Genomic DNA, 26677 nt, shown 5'->3' with positions numbered 1-26677 from the left:
AGCAAGATGACAGAGGACCTCTCCCCAGCCGAGCGGTACGCCGCTGCCCGGATCCGCGCCGCAGAACAGGCCACGGCGCTCGCTCCTTTCCGCGAGATGTACGACTTCGGTCTGGACCCCTTCCAGATCGAGGCATGCCAGGCCCTGGAAGCCGGAAAAGGCGTGCTGGTGGCCGCGCCCACCGGCTCGGGTAAGACGATCGTCGGCGAATTCGCCGTGCACCTGGCCCTTGCCGAGGGCCGCAAATGTTTCTACACCACGCCCATCAAGGCGCTGTCGAACCAGAAGTACGCCGACCTGGCGAAGCGCTACGGCGCCGACAAGGTGGGCCTTCTGACCGGGGACAACAGCGTCAACTCCGACGCGCCCGTGGTGGTCATGACCACCGAGGTGCTCCGCAACATGCTCTACGCGGGCTCCCGGTCGCTCCTCGGGCTCGGCTATGTGGTGATGGACGAGGTGCACTACCTCTCCGACCGTTTCCGGGGGGCGGTGTGGGAAGAGGTGATCATCCACCTCCCCGAGTCGGTCACGCTCGTCTCGCTCTCGGCGACCGTCTCCAACGCCGAGGAGTTCGGCGACTGGCTGGACACCGTCCGTGGCGACACCGAAGTGATCGTCTCCGAACACCGGCCGGTGCCGCTCTGGCAGCATGTGATGGCCGGGCGCCGGATGTACGACCTCTTCGAGGAGGAGACCGATCACGGCGGCCGGGGCGCCGGCAAGCGGGAGACCAATCCCGATCTCGTCCGGCTCGCCCGGATGGAGAACCAGCGCGGATACAACCCGCGCGACCGCCGGCGCGGAAAGATGGTCCGCGAGGCGGACCGCGAGCGCGAGCGCCGGCAGCGCAACCGGATCTGGACGCCGTCCCGCCCCGAGGTCATCGAGCGTCTCGACGCCGAGAACCTGCTGCCCGCGATCACCTTCATCTTCAGCCGTGCCGCCTGCGAGGCCGCCGTACAGCAGTGCATGCACGCGGGGCTCCGGCTCAACAACGAGGACGCGCGCCGCCGGGTCCGCGAGATCGTCGAGGAACGCACGGCGTCCATCCCGGGTGAGGACCTGCACGTCCTCGGCTACTACGAGTGGCTGGAAGGGCTGGAGCGGGGCGTCGCCGCGCACCACGCCGGGATGCTGCCGACCTTCAAGGAGGTCGTCGAGGAATTGTTCGTCCGCGGCCTGGTCAAGGCGGTCTTCGCCACCGAGACACTGGCGCTCGGCATCAACATGCCGGCCAGGTCCGTGGTGCTGGAGAAGCTCGTCAAGTGGAACGGCGAGCAGCACGCCGACATCACCCCTGGCGAGTACACCCAGCTGACCGGCCGGGCCGGCCGCCGGGGCATCGATGTCGAGGGCCACGCCGTGGTGCTCTGGCAGCGCGGCATGGACCCGGGCGCCCTCGCCGGGCTGGCCGGGACCCGGACATATCCGCTGCGCTCCAGCTTCCGGCCGTCGTACAACATGGCCGTCAATCTCGTGCAGCAGTTCGGCAGCCACCGCTCGCGCGAGCTGCTGGAGACCTCCTTCGCCCAGTTCCAGGCCGACAAGTCGGTCGTCGGGATCTCCCGGCAGGTCCAGAAGAACGAAGAGGGACTCGACGGCTACCGCGAGGGCATGACCTGTCACCTCGGGGACTTCGAGGAGTACGCGCGGCTGCGCCGCGACCTCAAGGACCGCGAGACGGAGCTGGCCAAGCAGGGCGTGTCACAGCGACGTGCCGCGGCCGCCGCGTCGCTGGAGAGGCTCAAGCCGGGCGACGTCATCCACGTGCCGACCGGGAAGTTCGCCGGTCTCGCGCTGGTGCTCGAGCCGGGGCTGCCGGCCGGACGCGCCAACGGTCACCGCGGCCTGGAGTACCAGGACGGGCCGCGGCCCCTCGTGCTGACGGCGGAGCGGCAGGTCAAGCGACTGGCGTCGATGGACTTCCCGGTGCCGGTCGAGGCGCTGGAGCGGATGCGGATCCCCAAGTCCTTCAACCCGCGCTCGCCGCAGTCGCGACGCGACCTGGCGTCCGCGCTGCGGACGAAGGCCGGGCACATCGTGCCCGAGCGGCACCGCAAGGACCGTGCGGCCGCCGCCGACGACCGGGAGATCGCCCGGCTCCGCGCGGAGCTGCGCGCCCACCCCTGCCACGGCTGCGACGAGCGCGAGGACCACGCCCGCTGGGCCGAGCGCTACCACCGGCTGCAGCGTGACACGCGGCAGTTGGAGCGCCGGATCGAGGGTCGGACGAACACCATCGCCCGCACCTTCGACCGGATCGTCGCCCTCCTCACCGAGCTGGACTACCTGCGCGGCGACGAGGTCACCCAGCACGGAAAACGGCTGGCCCGGCTCTACGGTGAGCTGGACCTCCTCGCGAGTGAGTGTCTGCGCGACGGCGTCTGGGAAGGCCTCAGCCCGGCCGAACTGGCCGCCTGCGTCTCTGCCCTGGTGTACGAGGCGCGTCAGTCGGACGACGCCCTGGCGCCCAAGGTCCCCTCGGGCCCGGCGAAGACGGCGCTCAGCGAGATGGTCCGCATCTGGGGCCGGCTCGACGCCCTGGAGGAGGACCTGAAGATCAGCCAGACGGAGGGAGTCGGGCAGCGCGAGCCCGATCTCGGCTTCGCCTGGGCGGTCTACATGTGGGCCTCGGACAAGGGGCTCGACGAGGTGCTGCGCGAGGCCGAGATGCCGGCCGGTGACTTCGTACGCTGGTGCAAGCAGGTCATCGACGTCCTCGGCCAGATCGCGGCGGCGGCGCCCCGCGAGAACAGCACGGTGGCGAAGAACGCCCGCAAGGCGGTCGACGCGGTGCTGCGCGGAGTGGTGGCGTACAGCTCGGTCGGCTGAGACCGGGCGGAAGCCGAGGACGGAAGCGTGGGCCCCGCCGGACGATCCGACGGGGCCTTCGCGGTGTCAGCCCGTCAGGGCCGGTGCCAGCGCCGTCAGTTCCGCCGCGCCCAGCACCCGGTCGCCGTGACCCCGCAGCGGCACACGCAGCGGCTCCGTCCAGCGCGGCGGGATCGCGGCGGAGCCATGGACGGCGCCCGCGAGGCCGCCGGTGACGGCCGCCACCGTGTCCGTGTCGCCGCCGAGGTCGATGGCGGCAGCCAGCGCCTCCTCGAACGAACCGGTCGTGCGCAGCGCCCAGAGTGCGGAGCCGAGACATGGCCAGACCGCACCGTTGAACTCCTTGGCCAGGTCCGGTGCCAGTCGGGTGCGAGCACGGTGGCCCAGCGCTCGCGCTGATACTCCCCTACCTGCGCGAGAGCATCCGGTACGGCCTCCGGAGGGCTCCCGCCGTTCAGGGCGACCCGTATCAGTTCATGAAGGACAGCGGTGCCCTCCCACGCCGCCCGGTTGCCGTGGGTGGGTGCGGCGATTCGGCCGGACGGGAAACGGCCGGAACCGGCCCGCGCCGAAGGGCGGACCGGTTCCGGTGGTGACGAGGGTGCGGGTCACATCTTCGGCATCAGGACCGAGTCGACGATGTAGACCGTGGCGTTGGCGGTGGAGACGTTGCCGCAGACGACGTTCGCCGAGTCGTTGACCTTGAACGACTCGCCCGAGCCCGAGGTCGTGACGGTGCCCTTCTCCAGGGTCGGGAAGGTGCCGCTCTCCAGCTGCTGGGGGGTCAGCTTCTCGCCGACGACGTGGTAGGTGAGGATCTTGGTGAGGGTCGCCTTGTCGGCGAGGACCTTGTCCAGGTCGGCCTTCGGGATCTTGGCGAAGGCGTCGTTGGTCGGGGCGAAGACCGTGATGTTCTGGGCGTTGTTGAGGGTGTCGACCAGACCGGCCTTCTTCACCGCGGTGACCAGCGTGGAGAGCGCCGGGTTGTTGGAGGCGGCGGTCGCGACCGGATCCTTGGACATGCCGTCGAAGCTGCCGGCGCCGTTCTCAGGAACCGAGGCGCAGGCCGAGCCGAAGGGCTTGTCCATCGAGCCCGCGGCGTCCGCGGCGGGCTTGGACTCCTGCGGGGTGGTCGCGGACGCGGAGTTCTTGCTGTCGCCGCTGTCGCCGCTGTCGTCACTGGAACAGGCCGTCAGGGCCAGCGGCAGTACGGCGGCGCCGACGAGGGCGATGGCGGCGCGCTGGAAACGGGTGGCGATCATTTCGTATCTCCTGGAAAGGGTGTGAAAGGACGGGTGAGAGGGAGGTCTTGATGGTTTTTGGGCGGGCGTCCGTCAGGTCACGGCGACCACCACCGAGTGCCAGCCGGTGGCGCCGTCGGGCACGGTCCCGACGCGCTTGTCCGTCTGCGTGTAGCCGTCCCGGTCCGTGGCCCGGACCTCCAGCGTGTGGTTGCCGCTGGTGGCCGGCCATTCCCACACCCACTGGCGCCAGGTGTCGGTGGTGTCCTGCGCCGCCAGCCGGGCGGTGTGCCACCGGCCGCCGTCGACCCGGACCTCGACGCGGGCGATGCCGCGACGCTGCGCCCAGGCCACTCCGGCGACCGGGACCGTGCCGGGCCGGGGACTGGCGAAGGGGCGGGGGGTGTCGATCCGCGACTCCGTCTTGATCGGCGCCTGCCGGGACCAGCCGCGCCGCACCCAGTAGGCGTCGTAGTCGTCGAACGTGGTGAGTTCGAGGTCCTGGAGCCACTTGCAGGCGGAGACGTAGCCGTACAGTCCCGGCACCAGCATCCGGACCGGGAAGCCGTGGTCGAAGGGGAGGGGCTCCCCGTTCATGCCCAGGGCGAGCATGGCGTCACGGCCGTCCATGACCGTCTCGACCGGTGAGCCGGTGGTCATGCCGTCCACCGAGCGACCCACGATCTGGTCGGCGGGGCCGCCCCGGGAAGGCGGCTTCACGCCGGCTTCGCGCAGCAGGTCGGCCAGCCGTACGCCGATCCAGCGCGCGTTGCCCACATAGGGGCCGCCGACTTCGTTGGAGACGCAGGTCATGGTGATGTCCCGCTCGATGAGTTCCCGCCGGAGCAGATCGTCGAAGCTGAGCGTCAGCGGCCGGGACACCCCCTTGCCGTGGATCTTCAGCCGCCAGCTGGTGGCGTCGATCCTCGGCACCACCAAGGCGGTGTCCACCCGGTAGAAGTCCTTGTTGCCGGTCGTGAAGGAGCTGAGGCCACGGATCCGCAGATCGGCCCCGTCCGGGACCGGCCGGGCCTGTGACGCCGGCGCCGGCAGGACGATGTCCTCGCGTGAGGCCGCGGCCTCGGCGGCCCCCGACGCGTTGAGTTCACGCCCCAGGACGCCCGCTCCGGCCGATGCCGCCACCGCCGCCGTCGCGGCGATCACGAAGCCGCGCCGGTCGAACGAACCGGCCGTCCCCGCGCCCGTGGAGGAGGCCGTCCCGACCTCCGTGGAACCGGCCGTCCCCGCCCCCGTGGGGGACGGCCGTATCGCCAGCCGCCCGGTCAGCAGGTACAGCACACCGGCGGCCACCAGAGCGCCCACCACCGAAGGCCAGGCGTCCGGGAGGCCGCCGTCCGGCCGGTTCACCGCCGCCACCGCTCCGAGGGCGCCGAAGGCCAGCACCGCCGCGGAACCGACCCGCCGGTGACGCAGCGCGATCACGCCGACCCCCATGGCGAAGACCGCCAGGACGGCCAGGATGCCGATCCGCAGCACCAGCTTGTCGTTGGTGCCGAAATTCCGGACGGCGAAGTCCTTCAGCCACGGCGGGGTGAGGTCGATCGCCGCACCGCCGACGGCGGTCACGGGGCCGGCCTCGGGCCGCACCGCCACCGCGACCAGTTCGGCGACGGCCAGTGCCGACAGCCCCGTGATCAACCCGCTGAGCGCGCCCAGCAGGGCACGCACCAGACGGGCCGTCGGACCGGGGCTACCGGTCTCCGGCGTCGCGACTTTCGGATCTTCGCTCACACCGGCCATTCGGTGCCGAACCGAAGGCGGATTGGTCACTCACCCATACGAAGGAAAAATCGCACCGCCGGAAGAAAGATCGCACCGGACACCAATCCTCTGCGCCCGCCGCCTCGAATGTTCAGTGAGGGGCTGTGCCCGGGGCAGGACATGAGGGAGCGCGACGGTATGAGTGGCGAACGCCGGCGGACGGCCGTGGTGGGCAGCGGGGTGGCGGGACTGACCGCCGCGTACGTCCTGCGCCGTTCGCACGAGGTGGCGCTGTACGAGGCCGACGGCCGGCTCGGCGGCCACGCCCACACCCACGACCTGCCGTCCACCGACGGCCGGGTGCACCGCGTCGACTCCGGTTTCATCGTGCACAACGAGCGGACCTATCCGTTTCTGCTGAGGCTGTTCGAAGAGCTGGGGGTCGCCACGCAGGAATCGGAGATGAGCATGTCCGTGCGGTGCGACGGCTGCGGGCTCGAATACGCGGGCGCACGCGGCCCGGCCGGTCTCCTGGCCCAGCCGCGCAACGCCCTGAGCCCCCGCTACCTGCGGATGCTCACCGAGATCCCCGTCTTCCACCGCCGGGCCCGCGCGCTCCTCACCTCACAGGACGGTCAGCGGGGCCGGCAAGGCCGTGACGGCGAGGGGAGCGCTGTCGCGGACAGGACGCTGGGGGAGTTCATCGCGGAGGGCCGCTTCTCCCCGTACTTCACCTCCCATTTCATGACCCCGCTCGTCTCCGCCGTCTGGTCCTGCGACGCCGGGACCGCGCTGCGCTACCCCGCCCGCTACCTCTTCCGCTTCATGGCGCACCACGGCATGCTCGCGATCAGCGGCTCACCCGTTTGGCGGACCGTGACCGGTGGTTCGCGCGCGTACGTGGAGCGCGTCGCCAAGCAGCTGGGGACCGTACACACCGCCACGCCGGTACGGGCCGTACGCCGCCACGCGGACGGCGTCGAGATCGTCGCCGACGACGGCTCCGTCCAGCGGTACGACTCCGTGGTCATCGCCGTCCACCCCGACCAGGCGCTGCGGCTGCTCGCCGACGCCACCGAGGAGGAGCGCCGGGTCCTCGGCGCGTTCCGCTACTCCCGTAACCCCACCCAGCTGCACACCGACACCGGAGTGCTGCCGCGTGCCGCGAAGGCCCGCGCCTCCTGGAACTACCTCATGCCCACGTGCGACGCAGGCGCCGACACCGTACGGGTCAGCTACGACATGAACCGTCTCCAGCGCCTCGACGCCCCCGAGACCTACGTGGTCACCCTGAACGGCGCCGACCGCGTAGACCCGGACCGGGTCCTCGCCCGCATGGTCTACGAACACCCCGTCTACACGCCGGAATCGGTCGCCGCCCAGCAGCGGCTGCCCGCGCTCAGCGGCCCCGTCACCGCCTACGCGGGGGCCTACCACGGCTGGGGATTCCACGAGGACGGCTGCCGCTCGGGCGTCGAAGCCGCCGCGGCCCTGGGGGTGACCTGGTGACCACCACCGTCCCGGCCCTCTACCCCTGCACGGTCAGCCATGTGCGGACCGCGCCCAGCCGGTACGCCCTGCGCCTGCGCACCTACATGTGGCTGATCGACCCCGACCGGCCGCCACGGCTGCCCCGGCTGCTGCGCCCCCTCGCCCGGTTCGACGCCCGCGACCACTTCGGCGGCGCGCGCCCGACGATCAGGGCGGGACTGGAGTCCTTCCTCGCCGCCCACGGGATCGACCTGGCCGGCGGGAGGGTCACGATGCTCGCCCACGCCCGGGTGTTCGGCCACGTCTTCAACCCGCTCAGCCTCTTCTGGTGCCACGGACCCGACGGCGAACCGCTCTGCGTCGTCGCCGAGGTGCACAACACGTACGGGGAACGGCACTGCTATCTGCTGCGTCCCGACGACGCCGGCCGGGCCACGGTGAAGAAGGAGCTGTACGTCTCCCCGTTCTTCCCGGTCGACGGCGGCTACACCATGCGGCTGCCGGAACCGGACGAGCGCCTGAGCCTGACGGTCCATCTGGACCGGGCCGGGGGAAGGCCGTTCACCGCGACCGTCCGGGGCGAGCGCCGCCCCGCCACGTCCCGCGCCCTGGTGCGCACCGCACTGCGGCACCCGTGGTCCACCGCCGTCGTGTCCGCCGGAATCCGGCTGCACGGCATCCTGCTCCACCTGCGCGGACTGCCCGTGCAGCCTCGTCCCCGTCACCGGCCCCAGGAGGGTGTGAAGTGAGCGTGTCCGTGTCCCCGGCGTCCCCCGGTTCTCCGGGGTCCCCCCGGTCTCCCCAGCCCGCGCAGGCTCCCGAGCCCGCGCGGACTCCCCGGTCCGCGCAGACTCCGCCGTGCGCGCAACCGTCCGAGACGTCCCGGTCCTCCGCGCCGGTGGCCGCACCGGTGGCCGTGCCGGAGTCCACCGGCACCGACGCCGGGCGCTGGCCCGACGTGGCCCGCCCGCCGCGTACCTCCTGGCTGCGTACGGCCATCGCCGAGCGGATCCTCCGGCACTCCCTCGGCGGGCTCCCGCTGCGGGTCCGTCTCGGCGGCGTCGAGACGCTCGGACTCGGCGGCCCGCTCCTGGAGGTACGGGATCCGGACGCGTTCTTCCGGCGCATCGGCGCCGGCGGACTGATCGGCTTCGGCGAGTCCTACATGGCCGGCGAATGGGAGGCCCGCGACCTCGTCGGGGTCCTGACCGTGCTGGCCGACCGGGCCGCGAGCCTCGTCCCCGCCCCGCTGCAGAAGCTGCGCTCGGCCTGGGCGCTCAAGCAGCCGTCCACCCAGCGCAACACCCCCGAGGGCTCCCGCGACAACATCAGCCACCACTACGACCTCTCGAACGAACTGTTCGCCCTGTTCCTCGACGAGACGCTGTCGTACTCCTCGGCCCTCTTCCGGGGCTTCCCCGCCGATCTGTCGCTGCTGGCGGCGGCCCAGCACCGCAAGATCGACCGGCTGCTCGACGAGGCACGCGTCGGTCCCGGCACCCACCTGCTGGAAATCGGCACCGGCTGGGGTGAACTGGCCCTCCGTGCGGCGGCGCGCGGCGCCCGCGTGCTCACCGTGACGCTCTCCCAGGAACAGCGGGAGCTGGCACGGACCCGCATCCGCGCCGCCGGGTACGAGGACCGCGTCACCGTCGAACTACGCGACTACCGGCGGGTCCAGGGCACCTTCGACGCCATCGTCAGCGTCGAGATGATCGAGGCCGTCGGCGCGGAGTTCTGGCCGGAATACTTCATGACGCTGGACCGGCTTCTCGCACCCGGCGGCCGGGTCGCCCTCCAGGCGATCACCATGCCGCACGACCGGATGCTCGCCTCCAAGGACACCTTCACCTGGATCCAGAAGTACATCTTCCCCGGCGGGCTGCTGCCGTCGACGGAGGCCATCGAGTCGGTCACCGCCGAGCACACCGCGCTGCGCGTGGCCGGCCGTGACGGCTTCGGACCGCACTACGCCGAGACACTGCGTCTGTGGCGCGAACGCTTCACCGAACAGGCCCCACAGGTCGCCGCGCTCGGCTTCGACGAGACCTTCCGCCGCCTGTGGACCTTCTACCTCGCCTACTCCGAAGCGGGCTTCCGCTCGGGCTATCTGGATGTGCAGCAGATGCTGCTGACCAAGGAGGAAACCTCCCGATGACGGTCCCTCAGATCCCGCCGTCCCGGGGCACCGACTCCCGGCCGCGTCCCCGGCAGTCGCCTGCCGGAGCGGCGCAGCAGCTCTTCCCGCTCGCCGAACAGCTCCTCGGCGGCCGGCTGCCGCTGCGGCTGCGCGCCTGGGACGGCTCCACGGCCGGTCCGCGGGATGCCCCCGTCGTCGTGCTCCGCTCGCGCCGCGCGCTGCGCAGGCTCGTCCGGCAGCCCGACGAACTCGGCCTCGCCCAGGCGTACATCACCGGTGAACTCGACTTCGAGGGTGACCTCGCGGACGGCCTGCGCACCATCTGGAGCGCCGTACGCGAACGCGGCCTGCGCCCGCCGAAGCTGACCCTGGCGGACCGTGCCCGGGCGGGGGTCACCGCACTGCGCCTCGGCGCCGTCGGCCCGCGCCTGCCCGCTCCCGTCTCACAGGCCCGGCTGAACGGTTCCCCGCACAGCAGGGCCCGCGACCGCGCCGCGATCAGTCACCACTACGACCTCTCCAACGACTTCTACGCCCTGCTGCTCGACGAGACGATGGCGTACTCCTGCGGCTACTGGACGAGTGAGGAACCCGGCTACGGCCCGGCCGACTCCCAGCGCGACAAGCTGGAACTGATCTGCCGCAAGCTCGAACTGCGCCCGGGAGCGCGGCTGCTGGACATCGGCTGCGGCTGGGGCTCCCTCACGCTGTACGCGGCCCAGCAGCACGGGACGCGGGTCACCGCCGTGACCCTGGCCGCCGAACAGGCCGCGTACGTGCGGAGCCAGGTCAAGGAGCGCGGCCTGGAGGAACTGGTCGAGGTGCGGCTGTGCGACTACCGCGACATCCGGGGCGGTGACTACGACGCGGTGTCCACGATCGAGATGGGCGAACACGTCGGCGACGCCGAGTACCCCGGCTTCACCGCCACCCTCTACGGGATGCTCCGGCCCGCCGGCCGGGTGCTGGTCCAGCAGATGTCCCGGGGCGCCGTCGCACCCGGCGGCGGCGCCTTCATCGAGTCGTACATCGCCCCGGACATGCATATGCGTCCACTCGGCGACACCATCTCGCTGCTGGAGGGCGCGGGCCTGGAGGTGCGGGCGGTGGAGTCGATGCGCGAGCACTACACCCGTACGGTCAGCGCCTGGCACCGCACCCTGGAGGACCGCTGGGCCGAATTCACCGCGCTGGTCGGCGAGGAGACCGCGCGGGTCTGGCGGCTCTACCTGGTCGGCGGAGCGCTCGCCTTCGAGGAGCGCCGGATGGGCGTCGACCAGATCCTCGCCGTACGCCCGACGGAGGCGGGCGCCGCCGCGATGCCCGCCACTCTCCACGACTGGTACGCCGGGGCCGCGCGGTGAGCGGATACCCCTGGGCGGCTTTCGGGGAGGGCGTCGGCCTCGCCGCTGCCGCCGCCCTCACCGTCATGCTCATCACCTTCGCGATCGCTGTCGCCAGAGGCCTGCACCGGATCATCGACATCGCCTGGGGCGTCGGCTTCACGGCGGTCGCGGTGGTCTCGTACGCCGCCTCCGCGGGGCAGGGGGACGAGGTGCGGCGGATCCTGGTCACCGTGCTGACGGGTGTCTGGGGGCTGCGGCTGGCGGGGCACATCGCGCTGCGCGGGCGGGGCCACGGGGAGGACGCCCGGTACGAGAAGATGCTCGCCAAGGCGCCGGGCAACCGGAATCTGTACGCCCTGCGAATGATCTACCTCCTCCAGGGCGCGCTCGTCCTGCTGATCTCGCTGCCCGTGCAGGCGGCCATGTACCTGCCGGGCGAGGTCGGCCCGGTCGCCTACGCGGGATGCGCGCTCTGGCTGGTCGGGCTGTTCTTCGAGGCGGTGGGGGACCGGCAGCTCCACCGGTTCACGGCGGACCCGGCGAACAAGGGCCGCATCATGGACCGGGGCCTGTGGAGCTGGACCCGGCACCCCAACTACTTCGGTGACTTCTGCGTCTGGTGGGGACTGTTCCTCCTCGTCTGCGACGACCCGGTGGTGGCCGCGGCGACCGTGGTGAGTCCGCTGCTGATGAGCTACCTCCTGATCAACGGAAGCGGGAAGCGGCTGCTGGAACGGCATATGGCAGGCCGCCCGGGATACGCCGAATACACCGCCCGCACCAGCGGCTTCTTCCCGCTGCCGCCCCGCCGGAGTTAGTCCGCCGGGGTCAGGAAGGATCTTCGGACCGTTCGGACAGCGCCTCCAGCGCGGGCACCGCCGCGTGCAGGGAGCGCTGCTGGGCGGCGGGCAGCCGGGTGATCAGCTCGGTCAGGCGGCTGGTCGTCTCCCGCCGCATGGTGTCGAGCAGGAGCCGTCCCGCGTCATTGACGGCGATCAGGCTGGCCCGCTGGTCCCGGGGGTCCGGATTCCGGTCGATCCAGCCGTGCTCGTCGAGCACATCCACCATGCGGGAGGTGGTGGACAGGGCGATGCCCATCCGGGTGGCGAGGTCGCTGATGCGCAGCGGCCCGTGGGCGGTGAGCGTCGCCAGCGCCGCCCGCCGGCTGGGTGTCAGGTCCCGCTGGGTGCTCCGGTCGCGCAGGACGGGCAGGAGGTGCTGGATCGCCGTGCGGAGCTGTTCGGCCAGCTCCGCCGGCGGCGGGGGACCGGAGTCGGCGGCGGTCGTCATGGCCCCTCGGGCCGCTTGGCAGACGGGTGCGGTGCCGACGGGTGCGGTGCCGACGGCATCGGCGCGGGGGAGGAACCCGGCGGGTCCGGCTCCGGGCGCGGTCCGCGCGGTGCGGCCGGTGTTGCCGGCGTGTCCTGCCGGCCCCCCGCCCGGTCGTCGTGGATGTACGTCCCGCCGCGCAGCAGGGAGGCGACGGCCGCGACGAGACAGGCGGCGATCGCGAAGTCGAAGGCGATGGAGAGACCGTCCGAGAAAGGCCCGGAGATCAGCTGCGGGAAGAAGGAACGCCCGGTCAGGTAGTCGGCGTGGCCCGGCGGCAGGCCGCCCAGCACCTGGGGGCCGAGCAGGCTCCTGATCGGGTTGAAGCCCAGGAGAGAGGCGAACAGCACGCCCACCGGCGGGAGGGCCGCGACCTTGGCCGCGTCGCCGGGATGCACCCCTTGGGCGGTCAGGCCGTGGGTGAGCGCGGTCGGCAGCGACGAGGACAGCCCCGCGATCATCAGCGAGAAGAAGATGCCGATGGACAGGACCGTGGCGGAATTCTGGAACGTGGTGCTGATCCCCGCGCCGACCCCGCGCTGGTCGGCCGGCAGGCTGTTCATGATGGCCGCCCGGTTGGGCGACGCGAACAGGCCCATGGCCACCCCGTTGAGCAGCAGGATCAGGGCGAACATCGGATAGCCGAAGTTGACCGGCAGCATCTCCAGCGCGACGAACGTGCCGGCGGCGAGCAGCATGCCGCCGGTGGTGAACACCCGGGCCCCGAAGCGGTCGGAGGCCCAGCCGGAGAACGGCCCCGCGATCAGGAATCCGATGGTCAGCGGGAGCATGTAGATACCGGCCCACAGGGGCGTGCGCTCGAAGCTGTAGCCGTGCTGGGGCAGCCAGATCCCCTGGAGCCAGATGATCAGGATGAACATCAGGCCGCCCCGCCCGAGCGAGGCCAGCAGATTGGCCACGTTCCCCGCCGTGAACGCCCGGATCCGGAACAGCCGCAGATGGAACATGGGGGCCGCGACCTTGGTCTCCACCACGCAGAAGACGGCCAGCACCACGAGCCCGCCGAGGATGGCGGTGAGCACCCAGGGACTGGTCCATCCCATGGTGTGGCCGCCGTACGGCTGGATGCCGTACGTGATGCCGGCCAGCACCGAGATCAGACCGGCCGCGAAGGTGAGATTGCCCCATTTGTCCAGCCGGGCCGGGGTGCGCATCCCGGTGTCGTGCAGTTTCAGGTACGCCCACACCGTGCCGAACACGCCGATGGGTACGGACACTAGGAACACCAGCCGCCAGTCCACGGGCCCCAGCAGACCGCCGAGCACCAGGCCGATGAAGGACCCGGCGATGCCCGCGACCTGGTTCAGGCCGAGGGCGAGGCCGCGCTGCCGGGCGGGGAAGGCGTCGGTGAGGATGGCACTGGAATTCGCCATGAGCATCGCCCCGCCGACGCCCTGCAGAACCCGCATGCCGATCAGCCACAGCGCCCCTCCGGTCCCCTGCAGCCAGGTCACCGAGAGCAGCACCGAGAACACGGTGAAGACCGCGAAACCCATGTTGTACATCCGGACCCGGCCGTACATGTCACCGAGACGGCCGAAGCTGACCACCAGGACGGCCGTGACCACCAGATAGCTCATGATCAGCCAGAGCAGCAGGCTCGTGTTGCCGGGCTGGAGCGGATCGACCCCGATGCCGCGGAAGATGTCGGGCAGCGCGATCAGCAGGATCGACTGATTGACCGTCGCGATCAGTACACCCAGGGTGGTGTTCGTCAGCGCGATCCACTTGTAGTTCGGCCCGGGCCCGTGGCGGCGGACCGGCCCTCCGGCAGCCGGTCGCGCGGCTGTCCTTCCCATGAAGAACCACTCCCGTCGGGAGTTACTTGCATGACATCAACCAATCTAAATCGGCTGCCCGGGAATGGCCACGGCGCGGGATCGGAATCCCGCCACCTGGGCGGGCCGGGAGCAGCGCGCTCCGGGCATCGTCCACGTACGTCCGGTACGAGCACGATCCTCCGCCTCGCGTCGCACGCACCAGACGCCGTGAGCCCCGCCTTTCGGGGCGGACGGCGCTGCTTTCGCAACAGGTCCTAGGCGCGTCCACGGGCCCGGGCGAACCGGTCGCGCCCCTCGGCGAGGTCCACGACCGGGTCCGGATAGTCGAGGCGGGCCCGGTCCGGGCCCGCCAGCTGCCACGGCTGATGGACGGCCGGCCCCTCCAGACCGGCCAGCTCCGGCACCCAGCGCCGTACATAGTCCCCGCGCGGGTCGAACCGCTTGGCCTGGGTCAGCGGATTCAGCACCCGGTTGGGCCGGGTGTCCGTGCCGGTCCCCGCCGTCCACTGCCAGTTGAGCTGGTTGTTGGCGATGTCCCCGTCCACCAGCAGCTCCAGGAAGTGACGCGCGCCGACGCGCCAGTCCACGTACAGGGTCTTGGTGAGGAAGCTCGCCACCAGCAGCCGGCCACGGTTGTGCATCCAGCCCTCGTGCCGCAGCTGGCGCATGGCCGCGTCGACGACCGGATATCCGGTGCGCCCCGCCCGCCAGGCGGCGGCCTCCGGCCCGTCCGTACGCCAGTGGTCGCCGCGCGTACGGTAATCCGACCACGACGCCTCCGGCCGGGCCGCGAGGACCTGGTGATGGAAGTCGCGCCAGGCCAGTTGGCGTACGAAGGCTTCCGCGCCCGGGCCGCCCGCGTGCCGGGCCCGGTGCACGAGCTCCACCGGGGAGAGAGCACCGAAGTGGATGTAGGGCGAGAGCCGCGACGTCGCGTCGCCGGGCAGATCGTCGTGGCGGTCCTCGTAGGAGCCGATCCCGTCGGCGAGCCACGCCGAGAGCAGCCGCCGGGCCACCTGCTCGCCGCCCCGGGCGAGACCGGGGGAGACCCCGTCCACCGCGTCGCGCCCGGGCAGCGGGTCGCTCCGCACCGGGGGCACCCGGAGCGTCCGTGGCGCGGGCATCACCCCGCGCGGGCCGGCGTCCGCCCAGCGGCGGAAGTACGGCGTGAAGACCGCGAAATGGTCCTTGCCGCCCGAGGGGACGACCCGTCCGGGGGGCAGGGCCGTGATCACCGCGTCATGGACACGCAGCTCGCACCCCGTGCTCCCCAGCTCCGTACGCAGCTGTTCCTCCCTGCGCAGCGCGTACCGGCTGACCCCGCCCGCGACATGGACCTCCCCGGCGCCACTCTCGCGCACCACCCGGCAGACCTCTTCGACGACCTCACCCGTACGGATGACCAGCCGGCCGCCGCGCTCCCGCAGTCCGGCGTCCAGCGACGCCAGGCAGTCGGCCAGGAAAGCCCGGCGGTTGGGGGCGTCGAAGCCCGCTGCCGCTATGCCCTGATCACGGACGAACAGCGGTACGACCTCGTCGGCGGCGCGCAGTGCGGCGCGCAGTACCGGTTGGTCATGTACCCGCAGATCGGAGGTGAAGAGCACCACGGCAACGGTCATCTGTGTCTCCCTACGCGGTCGGGAAATTCATCAGGGCCAGCGGGGCGGAGGTGGGCCGTGCCGAGCCGCCCGCCGGTTCCACCGTGATGCCCATACCCGAGGCCGCGCCGACGGGACCGGCCATCAGGACGGCATCCGAGCCGCCCGTGGGATCCAGCAGACCGGCGCCGCGCATCGTCCCGCCGTCGTTGTACCAGAGCTGATAGACCTTGCCGCCGGGCGGTTTGGGCATCCCGGACGCGATGAACGCGGCCTTGTTCTGCTCCCGGGACACCACCACCGTGCCGGTCGCACCATCCGTCAGCCTCCCCGTGGCGACCTTGGCGTCCGGGGCGGCGAGCACCGACGCCAGCGCCTCGGACCGCTGCTGGGAAGCCTGCGCCGACTGCCGGGCGTCCCGCGCTTCCTGGTGCTGCCACACCGCGACCCCGCCGAACCCGGCCGCCACGGCGAGACACGCCGCCAGCGTGAAGCGGGACATCGCGCGACCCCGCGCCGCGCCGCCACCACGGCGGGACTGCGGGGCGATCCTCGGCGGGTCCTGCCGCTCCGCCGCGATCCGCCGGAGCACCTGCTCCTTCAGCGCGGCCGGCGGTGTCACCGCCACGGCCTGGCCCAGCCGGGCGGCCGTGGCGGCCAGTTCCCGTACCTCCTGCGAACAGGCCTGGCACGCCTCCAGATGCCGTTCGAACGCGGTGCGCTCCTGCGGCGCCAGCGCGTGCAGCGCGTACGCGCCGGTCAGCGTGTGAAGATCCGCGGTGGTCATGCGCTCACCCCCAAGCAGTCGCGCAGCCGGATGAGTCCGTCGCGCAGTCGAGTCTTGACCGTGCCCAGCGGGACCGAGAGCAGCTCGGCCACTTCGCGGTAGGACAGTCCCTGGTAGTACGCCAGTGTCACGGACTGGCGCTGAAGTTCGGTGAGGGTACGCAGACAGCGGCGCACCTGCTCCCGTTCGAGGCTGGCCTCGACCTGCTCGGTGACCTCGTCGAAGGCCGGAGTCCGGTCCAGCAGCGCGGCCCGGTACTCCCGGTCGCTGGACGCCTGAGCCGAGCGCACCCGGTCCACCGCCCGCCGGTGCGCCAGCGTGAGCACCCAGGTCATGGCGCTGCCACGGCTGGGCTGGAAGCGGGCGGCGGTGCGCCACACCTCCAGCAGGACCTCCTGCGTCACCTCTTCCGACTGGGCCGGGTCACGCAGTACGGAGCGCACCAGACCGAGGACGGGCCCGCAGACCATGTCGTACACGCGGGAGAAGGCGTCCTGGTCACCCCGGGCCACCTGGCCCATCAGTTCCTGCAGATCAGGTCCCGCCGAAGCGGGTCCGCCGATGTGTACGGCCTCTTTCACGCGGCTTTCCTCCACGGTGCGGACCCTCCCGGTACGGTCAGGCGGCCCGGCTTCATTCGAGCTGGTTGGCGAGTCATCCGAACAGACTTCACCGGTGATTCGGAGCCGGTGCCCTGGCGGATTGGTCGTGATGAGCACGGGTACGCCGAGATTTCCATGGCCGGGGAACGGCGAAACCCCGGCCGGGCCGAAGCCCGTGCCGGGGTCGCGTGGTGGGGTGCGGGTCAGGCCGCGCTCTCCTGCTCGCGCTCCACCCGCTCGTTCCACTCGCGCTTGACGGCCCGCCACGCCTCGTCGGTCTGGCCGAGCCGCCAGTAGCCCGAGATCGACAGCCGCTCGCGCGGGATGTTCCGCTCGACGCGCAGATGACGGCGCAACTCCTTCACGAAGCCGGCCTCGCCGTGCACGAAGGCGTGGACGTCGCCGGCGGGGAAGTCCAGCGCGCGGACGGCGGCGACCAGGGCCTCGCCCACCGGGCGGTCCCCCCGGTGCAGCCAGGTGATCCCGACGCCGTCCGGCGCCGCGATCTTCTGCTCCTCCTCGGGGCCCGGGACCTCGACGAAGGCGTGCACGGTGGCGCCGGCCGGCGCGCGCTCCAGGGACGCGGCGATCGCGGGCAGGGCGCTCTCGTCACCGGCCAGCAGATGCCAGTCCGCCGCCGGGTCCGGCGCGTAGCCCCCGCCGGGGCCGAGGAACCGCACGGTCTCGCCCACCCGGGCCCCGGCGGCCCACGGGCCGGCCAGGCCCTCGTCGCCGTGCACCACGAAATCGACGGTCAGCTCCCGGGTCTCCGGGGCCCAGGCGCGCACGGTGTACGTACGGGTGGTGGGCCATTGCTCGCGGGGGAACTCCGCGCGGATCCGGTCCATGTCGAAGGGCTCGGGGTACGTCACGCCCTCGGCCGCGAACAGCACCTTGATGTAGTGATCGGTGGCCTCGCCGGTCCCGAAAGCGGCCAGCCCCTCACCGCCCAGCACGAGACGCACCATGTGGGGGTTGATCCACTCGGTGCGCACGACCTGTGCCTCGTGGGCCTTCGGTGCCTTGCGGGCCGGCTGTTCTGCCACGGTGGTCTCCCCTGACTCTCGCGCTGCTTAGGCTTGCCTAAGTTAGCACCTCAGTGCTGGAGGGTGACGAGGAGACGCCCCAGCGCGCCGCCGAGCCCCCAGCGCGTGGCGAGCGCGTCGAGCAGGGCGGGATCGCGCGGCTCCGCGGGCAGCGCGGGGTCGAAGCCCGGCAGGGGTACGTCACCGGCGACCCGCACCACCGTCGGCGCGACCGCCACGTAGGCGCGGGCCTCGTCGAGACGCCTGCGCTGCGAAGGAGTCAGCTTCGAGCGCGGATCGTCGACCGCCGCCATGATCCCCGCCAGATCCCCGAACGCGTCCAGCAGCTTGGCCGCGGTCTTCTCGCCGATCCCGGGCACGCCGGGGAGTCCGTCGCTCGGGTCACCGCGCAGCAGGGCCAGATCGACATAGCCCGGTCCGTCCACCCCGTACTTCTCCCGCAGCGCCGCCTCGTCCATGAGCTGGAGCGTCCCGACGCCCTTGACGGGGTACAGCACCCGCACGCCCCGGGCGTCGTCGATCAGCTGGTACAGATCGCGGTCGCCGGTGACGATGTCCACCGGGCCGGCGGCCCGGCCCGCGAGGGTGCCGATCACGTCGTCCGCCTCGTACCCCGTGACACCCACCCGGGCGATCCCCAGCGCGTCGAGCACCGCCTCGATGACCGGGACCTGGGGCGCGAGCGTGTCCGGCGTCGCCTCCTCGTCCGGGCCCTCCTCATGGATCTCCGCCACCCGGTGGGCCTTGTACGAGGGGATCAGGTCCACCCGCCACCGGGGCCGCCAGTCGGCGTCCATGCACGCGACCAGCTCGTCGGGGCGGTGGTCCTGGACCAGCCGCCCGATGAAGTCCAACAGGCCGCGCACCGCGTTGACCGGAGTGCCGTCCGGGGCTCGCACGGAGTCGGGGACCCCGAAATAGGCCCGGTAGTAGAGGGAGGCGGTGTCGAGGAGCATCAGGCGTCGCGTCACATCCCCGATCATGCCGCATACCACCGACAGTCACCGAAAGTCACGGGGTGACATCGGAAGCACGCTCCGCACCTGGGGTTTTCGCTCCCGGTGACCTGGGACACGTAGGTGTTTGGTCGGTGTGAACCTGGGCAGGCGCGCTCCCGGAGCGGACTCCGTGGCGGTCACAGCGACCGGCACGGACGAAGCGGGCCGAACCCGTCCCGCTCCACGGCCCGCCCGCGGGGGTGTCGGGCCGTCTTCCGTTCAACGCGTGAGGTGTATGTGTCCAGGCTGCAAGCCGATCACCTGTACAAGGTCTTCGGCAGACGACCAGACGAAGCCGTGACGAAGCTCGAAAGCGGTACCGACCGCGACGAGCTGCGCACCGACGGTACGACCGCAGCGGTGATCGATGCCTCGTTCTCGGTCGAGCCCGGCCAGATCTTCGTCGTGATGGGTCTCTCCGGATCCGGCAAGTCCACGCTGCTGCGCATGCTCAACGGACTCCTGGAACCGACCTCCGGACGCGTGCTCTTCGACGGTCAGGACCTGACCGCCCTGAGCCCCGCCGACCTGCGCGACGTCCGCTCCACCAAGATCAGCATGGTATTCCAGCACTTCGCACTCTTCCCGCACCGCAGCGTCCTGGAGAACGCCGCGTACGGGCTCGAAGTACAGGGTGTTCCCCGCGCCGAGCGCGAGAAGCGCGCCGCCGAGGCGTTGGAACTCACCGGCCTGGGCGGCTGGGAGAAGTCCTGGCCCGACGAGCTCTCCGGCGGTATGCAGCAGCGGGTCGGCCTGGCCCGCGCGCTCGCCACCGACGCGGACCTGCTGCTGATGGACGAGTCCTTCAGCGCGCTCGACCCGCTGATCCGGCGTGACATGCAGGATCAGCTGCTGCAACTGCAGAAGCGGCTCAAGAAGACCATCGTGTTCATCACCCATGACCTCAACGAGGCCATGCGTCTCGGTGACCGGATCGCGGTGATGCGCGACGGCGAGATCGTCCAGCTCGGCACCGCCGAGGACATCCTCGTCACCCCGGCCAACGACTACGTCGCGTCCTTCACCCAGGATGTCGACCGCTCCCGCGTGCTCACCGCCGGCGCGATCATGGCCGACCCGGAGACCGCCTTCGGCACCCTGACGGACGGCGGTCTGGAGCTGCGGACCGCTGCCGAGGTCCTCGACCTGGCGCCCGCCCGGGTCCCCGGGTCGACCCCGATCATCGAGCTGTTCACGCCCTGCTCCACCAGCGCCGTCCCGGTCGCCGTCACCGGCGACGACGGCGAACTGATCGGCGTCGTCCCCCGGGCCAGGCTGCTCGCCGTCCTCGGTGAGCCGATGACCCCCACGGCGCCCGCCGGCGTCCCGGGCGGGACCCCGGTCTCCGCCGGCCAGGCGGTGGCCCGTGCCTAGGCTTCAGCTCGGCGACTGGGTCGACGGCGCCGTCGACTTCCTCCAGCGCCACCTCTCCTGGCTCTTCGACGCCATCGGCTCGATCGTCTCCGGCATGTACGAGGGCATCGACGCGGTGCTCTCCGCGCCGGAGCCGCTGCTCCTCGCGGGCATCCTCGCCGTCCTCGCGTGGTGGCTGCGCAGCCTGGTCGCGGGTGTCCTCACCTTCGCGGGCTTCGCGCTGATCGACTCCATCGAGCTGTGGGAAGACTCGATGGCGACCCTGTCGCTGGTGCTCGTCGCGACGATCGTGACGCTGCTCATCGCCGTCCCGCTCGGCATCTGGGCGGCGCGCTCCAAGGCCGTCAGCTCCGTGACACGGCCGGTGCTCGACTTCATGCAGACCATGCCCGCCATGGTCTATCTGATTCCCGGCGTCTTCTTCTTCGGCGTCGGCGTCGTCCCCGGCATCATCGCGACGATCATCTTCTCGCTGCCGCCCGGCGTCCGGATGACCGAACTGGGAATCCGCCAGGTCGACGGGGAACTGGTCGAGGCGGCCGAGGCGTTCGGCACCAGCCCGCGCAACACCCTGCTCCGCGTCCAGCTGCCGCTGGCACTCCAGACGATCATGGCCGGTATCAATCAGGTCATCATGCTGGGCCTTTCCATGGTGGTCATCGCCGGCATGGTCGGCGGCGGCGGTCTCGGTGGCGCCGTCTACCGTGCCATCGGCAACGTCGACATCGGCCTCGGCTTCGAGGCGGGCGTCTCCGTCGTCATCCTGGCGATGTACCTGGACCGGATCACCGGCTCGCTCAGCCTGCAGGTCTCGCCGCTCGGCCGCCGCGCGCTGGCCAAGGCGCGCGAGCTGGCCGGCGGACCGAAGATCTGGAACCACCGTCCGGCCCCCGTCGTCGCTCTCGCCGGCGTCGTCGTCCTCGCGCTCGTCGCGGGCGGCCTGGGCCTGTTCGGCGGCACCTCGCCGGCCACCACCGCCCCGGACGCCGGCAAGGTCGGCCAGGGCAAGAAGATCAGCATGGGGTACATCCCCTGGGACGAGGGCATCGCCTCCACCTTCCTCTGGAAGGAGTTGCTGGAACAGCGCGGCTACGAGGTCGACGCCGGGCAGTACGAGGCCGGCTCGCTCTACACCGGCCAGGCGGGCGGCCAGATCGACATCCAGACCGACTCCTGGCTGCCGGTCACCCACGCCACCTACTGGGCGAAGTACCAGGACAAGCTGGAGGACATGGGGGCCTGGTACGACCAGACCTCCCTGGAGCTCTCGGTGCCCTCGTACGTCAAGGGCGTCGAGTCCCTGGAGGACCTCAAGGGCAAGGCGTCCACCTTCAAGGGCCGCATCATCGGCATCGAACCGAGCGCGGGCGAGACGGCGCTCCTCAAGGACAAGGTCCTCAAGGAGTACGGCCTGGACAGCGAGTACAAGCTGGTCGACGGCTCCACGCCCGGGATGCTCGCCGAGCTGAAGCGGGCATACGCGAAGAAGGAGCCGATCATCGTCGTGCTCTGGTCGCCGCACTGGGCGTACGACACGTACGACCTGACCAAGCTGAAGGACCCCAAGAAGGCCTTCGGCGCGGAGAGCGACGGCGTCCACACCCTGGCCCGCGAGGGCTTCACGGCCGACAACCCGCGGGTGGCCTCCTGGCTGAAGAACTTCACGATGAGCGACGAGCAGCTCACCAGCCTTGAGGCGAAGATCCAGTCGACCGGTAAGGGCAAGGAGCAGGAGGCCGTACGCGCCTGGCTCCAGGACAACCCGTCCCTCGCGGACACGTGGACCCCGGTCGGCGGGGCGGGCCGGGCCGAGGGCGGCGAGGACGAGCGGAAGCGGCCGCTGGAGGTCGCGTGGTTCCCGTGGGAGGAGGACATCGCCGCCACGTATCTGTGGAAGGCGGTCCTGGAGGAGCGCGGGTACACGATGAACCTCAAGCAGTTCGAGGTCGGACCGATGTACGCCGCGATGTCCCGAGGTCAGATCGACGTCCAGTTCGACGGCTGGCTGCCCCACACGCAGAAGCGCTACTGGGACACGTACGGCGACAGCCTCGCCGATCTCGGATCCTGGTACGGGCCGACCTCCCTGGAGATCGCCGTTCCCTCGTACGTCAAGGGCGTCGACTCCCTCGACGACCTCAAGGGGCGCGGGGACGAGTTCAAGGGCCGGATCGTCGGGATCGAGCCCGGCGCCGAGACCATGAACATCCTCAAGGACAAGGTCCTGCCCGGCTACGGGCTCAAGGGGGAGTACGAGGTCGTCGACAGCTCCACGCCCGGCATGCTCGCCGAGCTGAAGCGGGCGTACGCGAAGAAGGAACCGATCGCGGTCATGCTCTGGACCCCGCACTGGGCCTACAGCGAGTACGACCTGACCAAGCTGAAGGACCCCAGGAAGGCGTTCGGGGAGGGTGACCGGATCACCACGGTCGCCAACAAGGACTTCCCGAAGGACTACCCGCGGCTGACGAAGTGGCTCAAGGACTTCACGCTGAGCGAGGAGCAGCTCGCCGGCCTGGAGAACGAGATCCAGAAGCGCGGTATGGGGCACGAGGACGAAGCCGTGAAGGCCTGGATGGCGAAGAATCCGGGCATGGCGGACGCGATGGCCCCGCAGGCGTAACCGCAGGCGTAGCACCGCGACAGGTACGCGCGGTACGTGCGCGCTGTCCGTACGCCCACTCTGTCAGGGGTGAACCTCGCCGGTGGGCGAGGTTCACCCCTGACGTATGCGGCGCACCCCACGGAAACCACTCCTTCGGGGTGTTTATCCGCGCAAGACCCCTGATCCAGGCGCCGGTGGTGGATGGCGTGGGGGAGCATGACCCGCGATACGGGCAGGGTCGGTGACAGAGGATCAGCGGGACATGACAACAGAAATCGATGACGCGAGTGACGTTCTCGGCGATCCGTACGCGGCGGGTCTGCGACTGGTCCAGCAGCACGGGACGGCCGCCGTCCGGCCGGAGGAATTCGACCTGCTGGGCCTGCGCTGGGACCTGCTGCCCGGCGTCTTCGCCCCCACGCGCACCGCGTCGACGGAGCTGTTCAGCGACTGGCTGCCGTACCCCGCCGGAGGCCGCTTCCTGGAGATCGGCAGCGGCACGGGGGTGACGGCGGTGACGGCGGCGCTGCGCGGGTGCGCGCGGGTGAACGCCACCGACATCGCGGCCGCCGCCGTCGACAACACCCGGCTGAACGCGGCCCGGCACCAGGTGGCGGACCGCGTCCAGGCGCTGCGGAGCGACCTCTTCGACGGCCTGGCGCCCGGCGAGCGGTACGACGTGATCTTCTGGAACTCCAATGTCGTCGAGGCGCCGGACGACTTCGAATACGTCGACGACATCCAGTGGGCGATCTTCGACCGCGGCTACACCCTGCACGAGCGTTATCTGCGGGACGGCATGGCCAGGCTGACCAGGACGGGACGCCTCTTCCTCGGCTTCAACAGTCTCGGCAACGTCCCCCTCCTGACCGGCATCGCGGACCGGCTCGGGCTGCGGATCGTCCCCCTGGCCCGCACGACCCGCCGCGCGGGAGCCTTCCCGGTGGAGTTCCAGCTCCTGGAACTCCACCGGGAGGAATAGTCCGGCGCGGAAGAGCCCGGAAGGTGCAGCCCGGTGAACAGCGCGCACGGAACAGCCCGCGACAGCCCACAAGAGACAGCCCGACACGGAACAGCCCGACACGGAACAGCCCGGCGGTCTCAGATCGCCGTCGTCACCTCGTAACGGCGCAGCCAGGCGTCCAGGCCGAGGACGAGTTCCGCCCCCGGCCGGATGTCCGTCATCGCGCCGTCCGCCGCCGCCCGGGCCGCCCCGGCGGTGTCCAGCAGCGGCCTCACCGGCGCGTTCGCGTCGCTGAGGACCTCCCGCAGCCGGTCCCGCAGCGCCTCGCCGTAGCGCGGGTCCTGGGTGCTCGGGTACGGGCTCTTCACCCGGTCGGCGATGGCGTCGGGGAGCGTGTCCCGGGTGGCGGCGCGCAGCAGTGATTTCTCCCGGCCGTCGAAGGTCTTCATCGCCCAGGGGGTGTTGAAGACGTACTCGACCAGGCGGTGGTCGCAGAACGGCACGCGGACCTCCAGCCCCACCGCCATGCTGGCCCGGTCCTTGCGGTCCAGCAGGATCTGGACGAAGCGGGTGAGGTGCAGATGGCCGATCTCGCGCATCCGCCGCTCCAGGGCCGTATCGCTGTCCAGGCGGGGGACCTCGGCGAGTGCCTCGCGGTAGCGCCGGTCCTGGTAACCGGCCACGTCGAGTTTCTCGCACAGCCCGGCGTCCAGCAGCCCGTCGCGGGCGCCCCGGCTGCCGGAGAACCCGGACGCCACCCCGCCGGCGATCCACGGAAACGTATCGGCGGCCACGGTCGCCGGGTCGTGGAACCAGCGGTAGCCGCCGAAGACCTCGTCCGCCGCCTCCCCGGAGAGCGCGACCGTGGAGTGCTCACGGATCGCCTGGAAGAGCAGGTGGAGGGAGGTGTCGCCGTCGCCGAACCGGGTGGGCAGGTCGTGCGCGGCCAGCACGGCGGCCTGGTGACCGGGGTCGGTGAGATCCGCCGTGTCCAGCATGATCTCCTGGTGATCGGCGCCCACATGCGCTGCCATGGCACGGGCGTACGGGCCGTCCGGGGTCCCGCGCAGCCCGTCGGCGTGGAAGTTCTCGGCGTGGCCGGCGAAATCGACGGCGAAGGAACGCAGCGGCCCGCCGCCCCGGGAGCCGAGCAGCCGGGCGGCCAGGGCCGTGACGGCCGAGGAGTCCAGGCCGCCCGAGAGCAGGGTGCACAGCGGTACGTCGGCGATGAGCTGCCGGGCGACGATGTCGTCGAGGAGTTCCCGTACCCGCTCGATGGTGGTGCCGAGGTCGTCGGTGTGCTCGCGGGCCTCCAGGGCCCAGTAGCGCCTGACCGCGATGCCCCGCCTGCTGACCCGCGCGGTGTGGCCCGGGCGCAGCTCGTACATCCCCTGGTAGACGGCGTGGCCGGGGGTCTTGGCGAAGGAGATCAGCTCCGCCAGGCCCTCGGCGTCGACGACGGCGGAGACCGAGGGGTGGGCGAGGATCGCCTTCGGCTCGGAACCGAAGAGGACACCGTCGGGGGTCGGCCAGTAGTAGAGCGGCTTGATGCCCATCCGGTCGCGCACCAGGAGCAGCTCCTGCTCCCGTGGGTCCCAGAGGGCGAACGCGTACATGCCGTTGAGACGCCGCGTGAAGTCCTCGCCCCACTGGAGATAGGCGCGCAGGACGACCTCGGTGTCCCCGCTCGTGCGGAAGGCGTGCCCCAGGGACTCCAGCTCCGCGCGCAGCTCGCGGTAGTTGTAGACCTCGCCGCTGTACGTGGTGACCAGCAGCGTCCGGCCGTCGTGCTCGACCGTCATGGGCTGCCGGCCGCCCGCGATGTCGATGACCGCGAGGCGGCGGTGGCCGAGCGCCGCGTGGGTGTCGAGCCACATCCCGGCCCCGTCAGGACCGCGAGGGGCCATGGTCCCCGTCATCGCCCGGAGCGTTCCGACCTCGGTGGAGAGGTCCCGTTCGTAAGAGATCCATCCACTGATTCCACACATGACTGCCGCTCCTCGTGACTGGCGACCGCGTGATCGGCCACGGTGACCAACGACGGCCCGGCGGCCCGGGTCACGGCGGCCCGAGGCCCTTCGCCGACGCCGGGGGGAGTGCATCATTGACTCCGGAGGCGGACCCGCTCCGGCAGCGGTCGGCAGCGGTCACCGAGGATCGGTGGCGGGTGCGGCAGGACAGCTCCTGCACCGGCGTCAACTCTGAGAGGATGACGATCCGGTCGGGAGGGAGCCCAGTGATGGACGACAAGGAAGCGCTCAGGGTGGGCGCGGCCGTCCGCAGGCGGCGCAGGTCCCTCGGCCTGACCCTGGCGGCGGTCGCCGCCCGCAGCGGATTGTCCGTACCCTTCCTCAGCCAGATCGAGAACGAACGGGCCAGACCCAGTGTCCGGTCCATGGAGCGGGTCGCGGAGGCCCTGGAGACGACCACCGCGCGGCTGCGGGCGGCCGCCGACTCGGCGCGCACGGTGGATGTCGTACGGGGCGGAGGCGACGGCGGTGGCGGGCCCGGGGTGCGCCGGGTGGTGCGCGGCGGACACCAGCTGAACGCCAAGGAGTACACCGGCGAGCAGGACACCGGCCGGGAGTACCAGCACCGCAACGACGAGGTGATGTACGTCGCCGACGGCGCCGTCGAGGTGGAGGCCGAGGGGCGCGCGTACCGGCTGGAGCGCGGCGACACCCTGTATCTGTCCGGTGGCGTACGGCACCGCTGGCGGGCCACCGAGCCCGGCACCCGCATCCTGGTCGTGGCCGTCGCCGAACACATCGACGCGACCGTCGACCCCCGGCGCTGA

Annotated in this window: 20 protein-coding genes and 1 pseudogene; 10 read left to right on the top strand and 11 right to left on the bottom strand. The window is 71.3% G+C overall.

Annotated elements, in window-relative coordinates:
- The first annotated feature begins 6 nt into the window (after nt 1–6).
- On the top strand, nt 7–2835 hold the full coding sequence (locus ACIBAE_RS11430) for a DEAD/DEAH box helicase (protein WP_399284063.1): 2829 nt from the start codon (nt 7–9) through the stop codon (nt 2833–2835).
- A gap of 66 nt (nt 2836–2901) precedes the next feature.
- Here the strand turns inward: ACIBAE_RS11430 and ACIBAE_RS11425 are convergent.
- The 3 genes and pseudogenes from ACIBAE_RS11425 to ACIBAE_RS11415 form a co-directional block, all read right to left on the bottom strand.
- Nucleotides 2902–3371: pseudogene (locus ACIBAE_RS11425) on the bottom strand (ADP-ribosylglycohydrolase family protein); the annotation flags it as partial.
- Nucleotides 3372–3443: 72 nt separating this feature from the next.
- Nucleotides 3444–4097, bottom strand: coding sequence for a fasciclin domain-containing protein (locus tag ACIBAE_RS11420; protein WP_399284062.1), 654 nt, complete (start codon nt 4095–4097; stop codon nt 3444–3446).
- A gap of 72 nt (nt 4098–4169) precedes the next feature.
- The gene (locus ACIBAE_RS11415; RefSeq protein ID WP_399284060.1) at nt 4170–5837 is read right to left on the bottom strand and encodes a molybdopterin-dependent oxidoreductase; all 1668 of its coding nucleotides are present in this window, start codon (nt 5835–5837) and stop codon (nt 4170–4172) included.
- A 159-nt stretch (nt 5838–5996) separates the two neighbouring features.
- Here ACIBAE_RS11415 and ACIBAE_RS11410 point away from each other — a divergent pair, with 159 nt between their 5' ends.
- From ACIBAE_RS11410 to ACIBAE_RS11390, 5 genes are all read left to right on the top strand, one after another.
- A complete protein-coding gene (locus ACIBAE_RS11410) occupies nt 5997–7307 on the top strand; it encodes an NAD(P)/FAD-dependent oxidoreductase (RefSeq protein WP_399284059.1) in 1311 nt (436 codons plus the stop codon).
- Nucleotides 7304–8038, top strand: coding sequence for a DUF1365 domain-containing protein (locus ACIBAE_RS11405; protein ID WP_399284057.1), 735 nt, complete (start codon nt 7304–7306; stop codon nt 8036–8038). Before ACIBAE_RS11410 ends, ACIBAE_RS11405 begins: the two co-directional genes overlap by 4 nt.
- A 149-nt stretch (nt 8039–8187) precedes the next feature.
- A complete protein-coding gene (locus ACIBAE_RS11400; protein ID WP_399284055.1) occupies nt 8188–9447 on the top strand; it encodes a class I SAM-dependent methyltransferase in 1260 nt (419 codons plus the stop codon).
- Nucleotides 9444–10793, top strand: coding sequence for a class I SAM-dependent methyltransferase (locus tag ACIBAE_RS11395; protein WP_399284053.1), 1350 nt, complete (start codon nt 9444–9446; stop codon nt 10791–10793). The genes ACIBAE_RS11400 and ACIBAE_RS11395 overlap by 4 nt, the downstream gene beginning before the upstream one ends.
- A complete protein-coding gene (locus tag ACIBAE_RS11390; protein ID WP_399284052.1) occupies nt 10790–11593 on the top strand; it encodes a DUF1295 domain-containing protein in 804 nt (267 codons plus the stop codon). The genes ACIBAE_RS11395 and ACIBAE_RS11390 overlap by 4 nt, the downstream gene beginning before the upstream one ends.
- A gap of 10 nt (nt 11594–11603) precedes the next feature.
- On the opposite strand, the gene ACIBAE_RS11385 is transcribed toward ACIBAE_RS11390, so the two are convergent.
- The 7 genes from ACIBAE_RS11385 to ACIBAE_RS11355 form a co-directional block, all read right to left on the bottom strand.
- On the bottom strand, nt 11604–12065 hold the full coding sequence (locus ACIBAE_RS11385) for a MarR family winged helix-turn-helix transcriptional regulator (RefSeq protein WP_399284051.1): 462 nt from the start codon (nt 12063–12065) through the stop codon (nt 11604–11606).
- Complete coding sequence (locus ACIBAE_RS11380) at nt 12062–13924, bottom strand: MFS transporter (RefSeq protein ID WP_399284049.1); 1863 nt, start codon at nt 13922–13924, stop codon at nt 12062–12064. The genes ACIBAE_RS11385 and ACIBAE_RS11380 overlap by 4 nt, the downstream gene beginning before the upstream one ends.
- Nucleotides 13925–14160: 236 nt before the next feature.
- A complete protein-coding gene (locus ACIBAE_RS11375) occupies nt 14161–15525 on the bottom strand; it encodes a cryptochrome/photolyase family protein (protein ID WP_399284047.1) in 1365 nt (454 codons plus the stop codon).
- Between the two features lie 10 nt (nt 15526–15535).
- Complete coding sequence (locus ACIBAE_RS11370) at nt 15536–16291, bottom strand: anti-sigma factor domain-containing protein (RefSeq protein WP_399284046.1); 756 nt, start codon at nt 16289–16291, stop codon at nt 15536–15538.
- Entirely contained in the window at nt 16288–16872 is a 585-nt protein-coding gene (locus tag ACIBAE_RS11365; protein WP_399284044.1) for a sigma-70 family RNA polymerase sigma factor, read from the bottom strand. The genes ACIBAE_RS11370 and ACIBAE_RS11365 overlap by 4 nt, the downstream gene beginning before the upstream one ends.
- A gap of 224 nt (nt 16873–17096) precedes the next feature.
- Entirely contained in the window at nt 17097–17939 is an 843-nt protein-coding gene (locus ACIBAE_RS11360) for a siderophore-interacting protein (RefSeq protein ID WP_399284042.1), read from the bottom strand.
- A gap of 50 nt (nt 17940–17989) precedes the next feature.
- Nucleotides 17990–18895, bottom strand: coding sequence for a 5'-3' exonuclease H3TH domain-containing protein (locus tag ACIBAE_RS11355; protein ID WP_399284271.1), 906 nt, complete (start codon nt 18893–18895; stop codon nt 17990–17992).
- A 279-nt stretch (nt 18896–19174) separates the two neighbouring features.
- On the opposite strand from ACIBAE_RS11355, the gene ACIBAE_RS11350 reads away from it, so the two are divergent.
- From ACIBAE_RS11350 to ACIBAE_RS11340, 3 genes are all read left to right on the top strand, one after another.
- Nucleotides 19175–20311 carry a glycine betaine/L-proline ABC transporter ATP-binding protein gene (locus ACIBAE_RS11350; protein ID WP_399284040.1) on the top strand — a complete coding sequence of 379 codons (1137 nt, stop codon included), beginning with the start codon at nt 19175–19177 and terminating at the stop codon, nt 20309–20311.
- The gene (locus ACIBAE_RS11345) at nt 20304–22934 is read left to right on the top strand and encodes an ABC transporter permease/substrate binding protein (protein WP_399284038.1); all 2631 of its coding nucleotides are present in this window, start codon (nt 20304–20306) and stop codon (nt 22932–22934) included. Before ACIBAE_RS11350 ends, ACIBAE_RS11345 begins: the two co-directional genes overlap by 8 nt.
- A gap of 244 nt (nt 22935–23178) precedes the next feature.
- A complete protein-coding gene (locus ACIBAE_RS11340; RefSeq protein WP_399284036.1) occupies nt 23179–23898 on the top strand; it encodes a methyltransferase in 720 nt (239 codons plus the stop codon).
- Between the two features lie 119 nt (nt 23899–24017).
- Here ACIBAE_RS11340 and asnB read toward each other — a convergent pair whose 3' ends face one another.
- Nucleotides 24018–25868, bottom strand: coding sequence for an asparagine synthase (glutamine-hydrolyzing) (gene asnB, locus ACIBAE_RS11335; RefSeq protein WP_399284034.1), 1851 nt, complete (start codon nt 25866–25868; stop codon nt 24018–24020).
- 251 nt (nt 25869–26119) lie between these two features.
- Between asnB and ACIBAE_RS11330 the strand changes: the two genes are divergently transcribed.
- Nucleotides 26120–26677, top strand: a complete 558-nt coding sequence (locus ACIBAE_RS11330) for a helix-turn-helix domain-containing protein (RefSeq protein ID WP_399284032.1) — start codon at nt 26120–26122, stop codon at nt 26675–26677.

The sequence above is a fragment of the Streptomyces sp. NPDC051569 genome, from assembly GCF_044454085.1.
In the GTDB taxonomy this organism is placed as follows: Bacteria; Actinomycetota; Actinomycetes; order Streptomycetales; family Streptomycetaceae; genus Streptomyces.
This window is presented reverse-complemented; position numbering and strand designations above follow the sequence as displayed.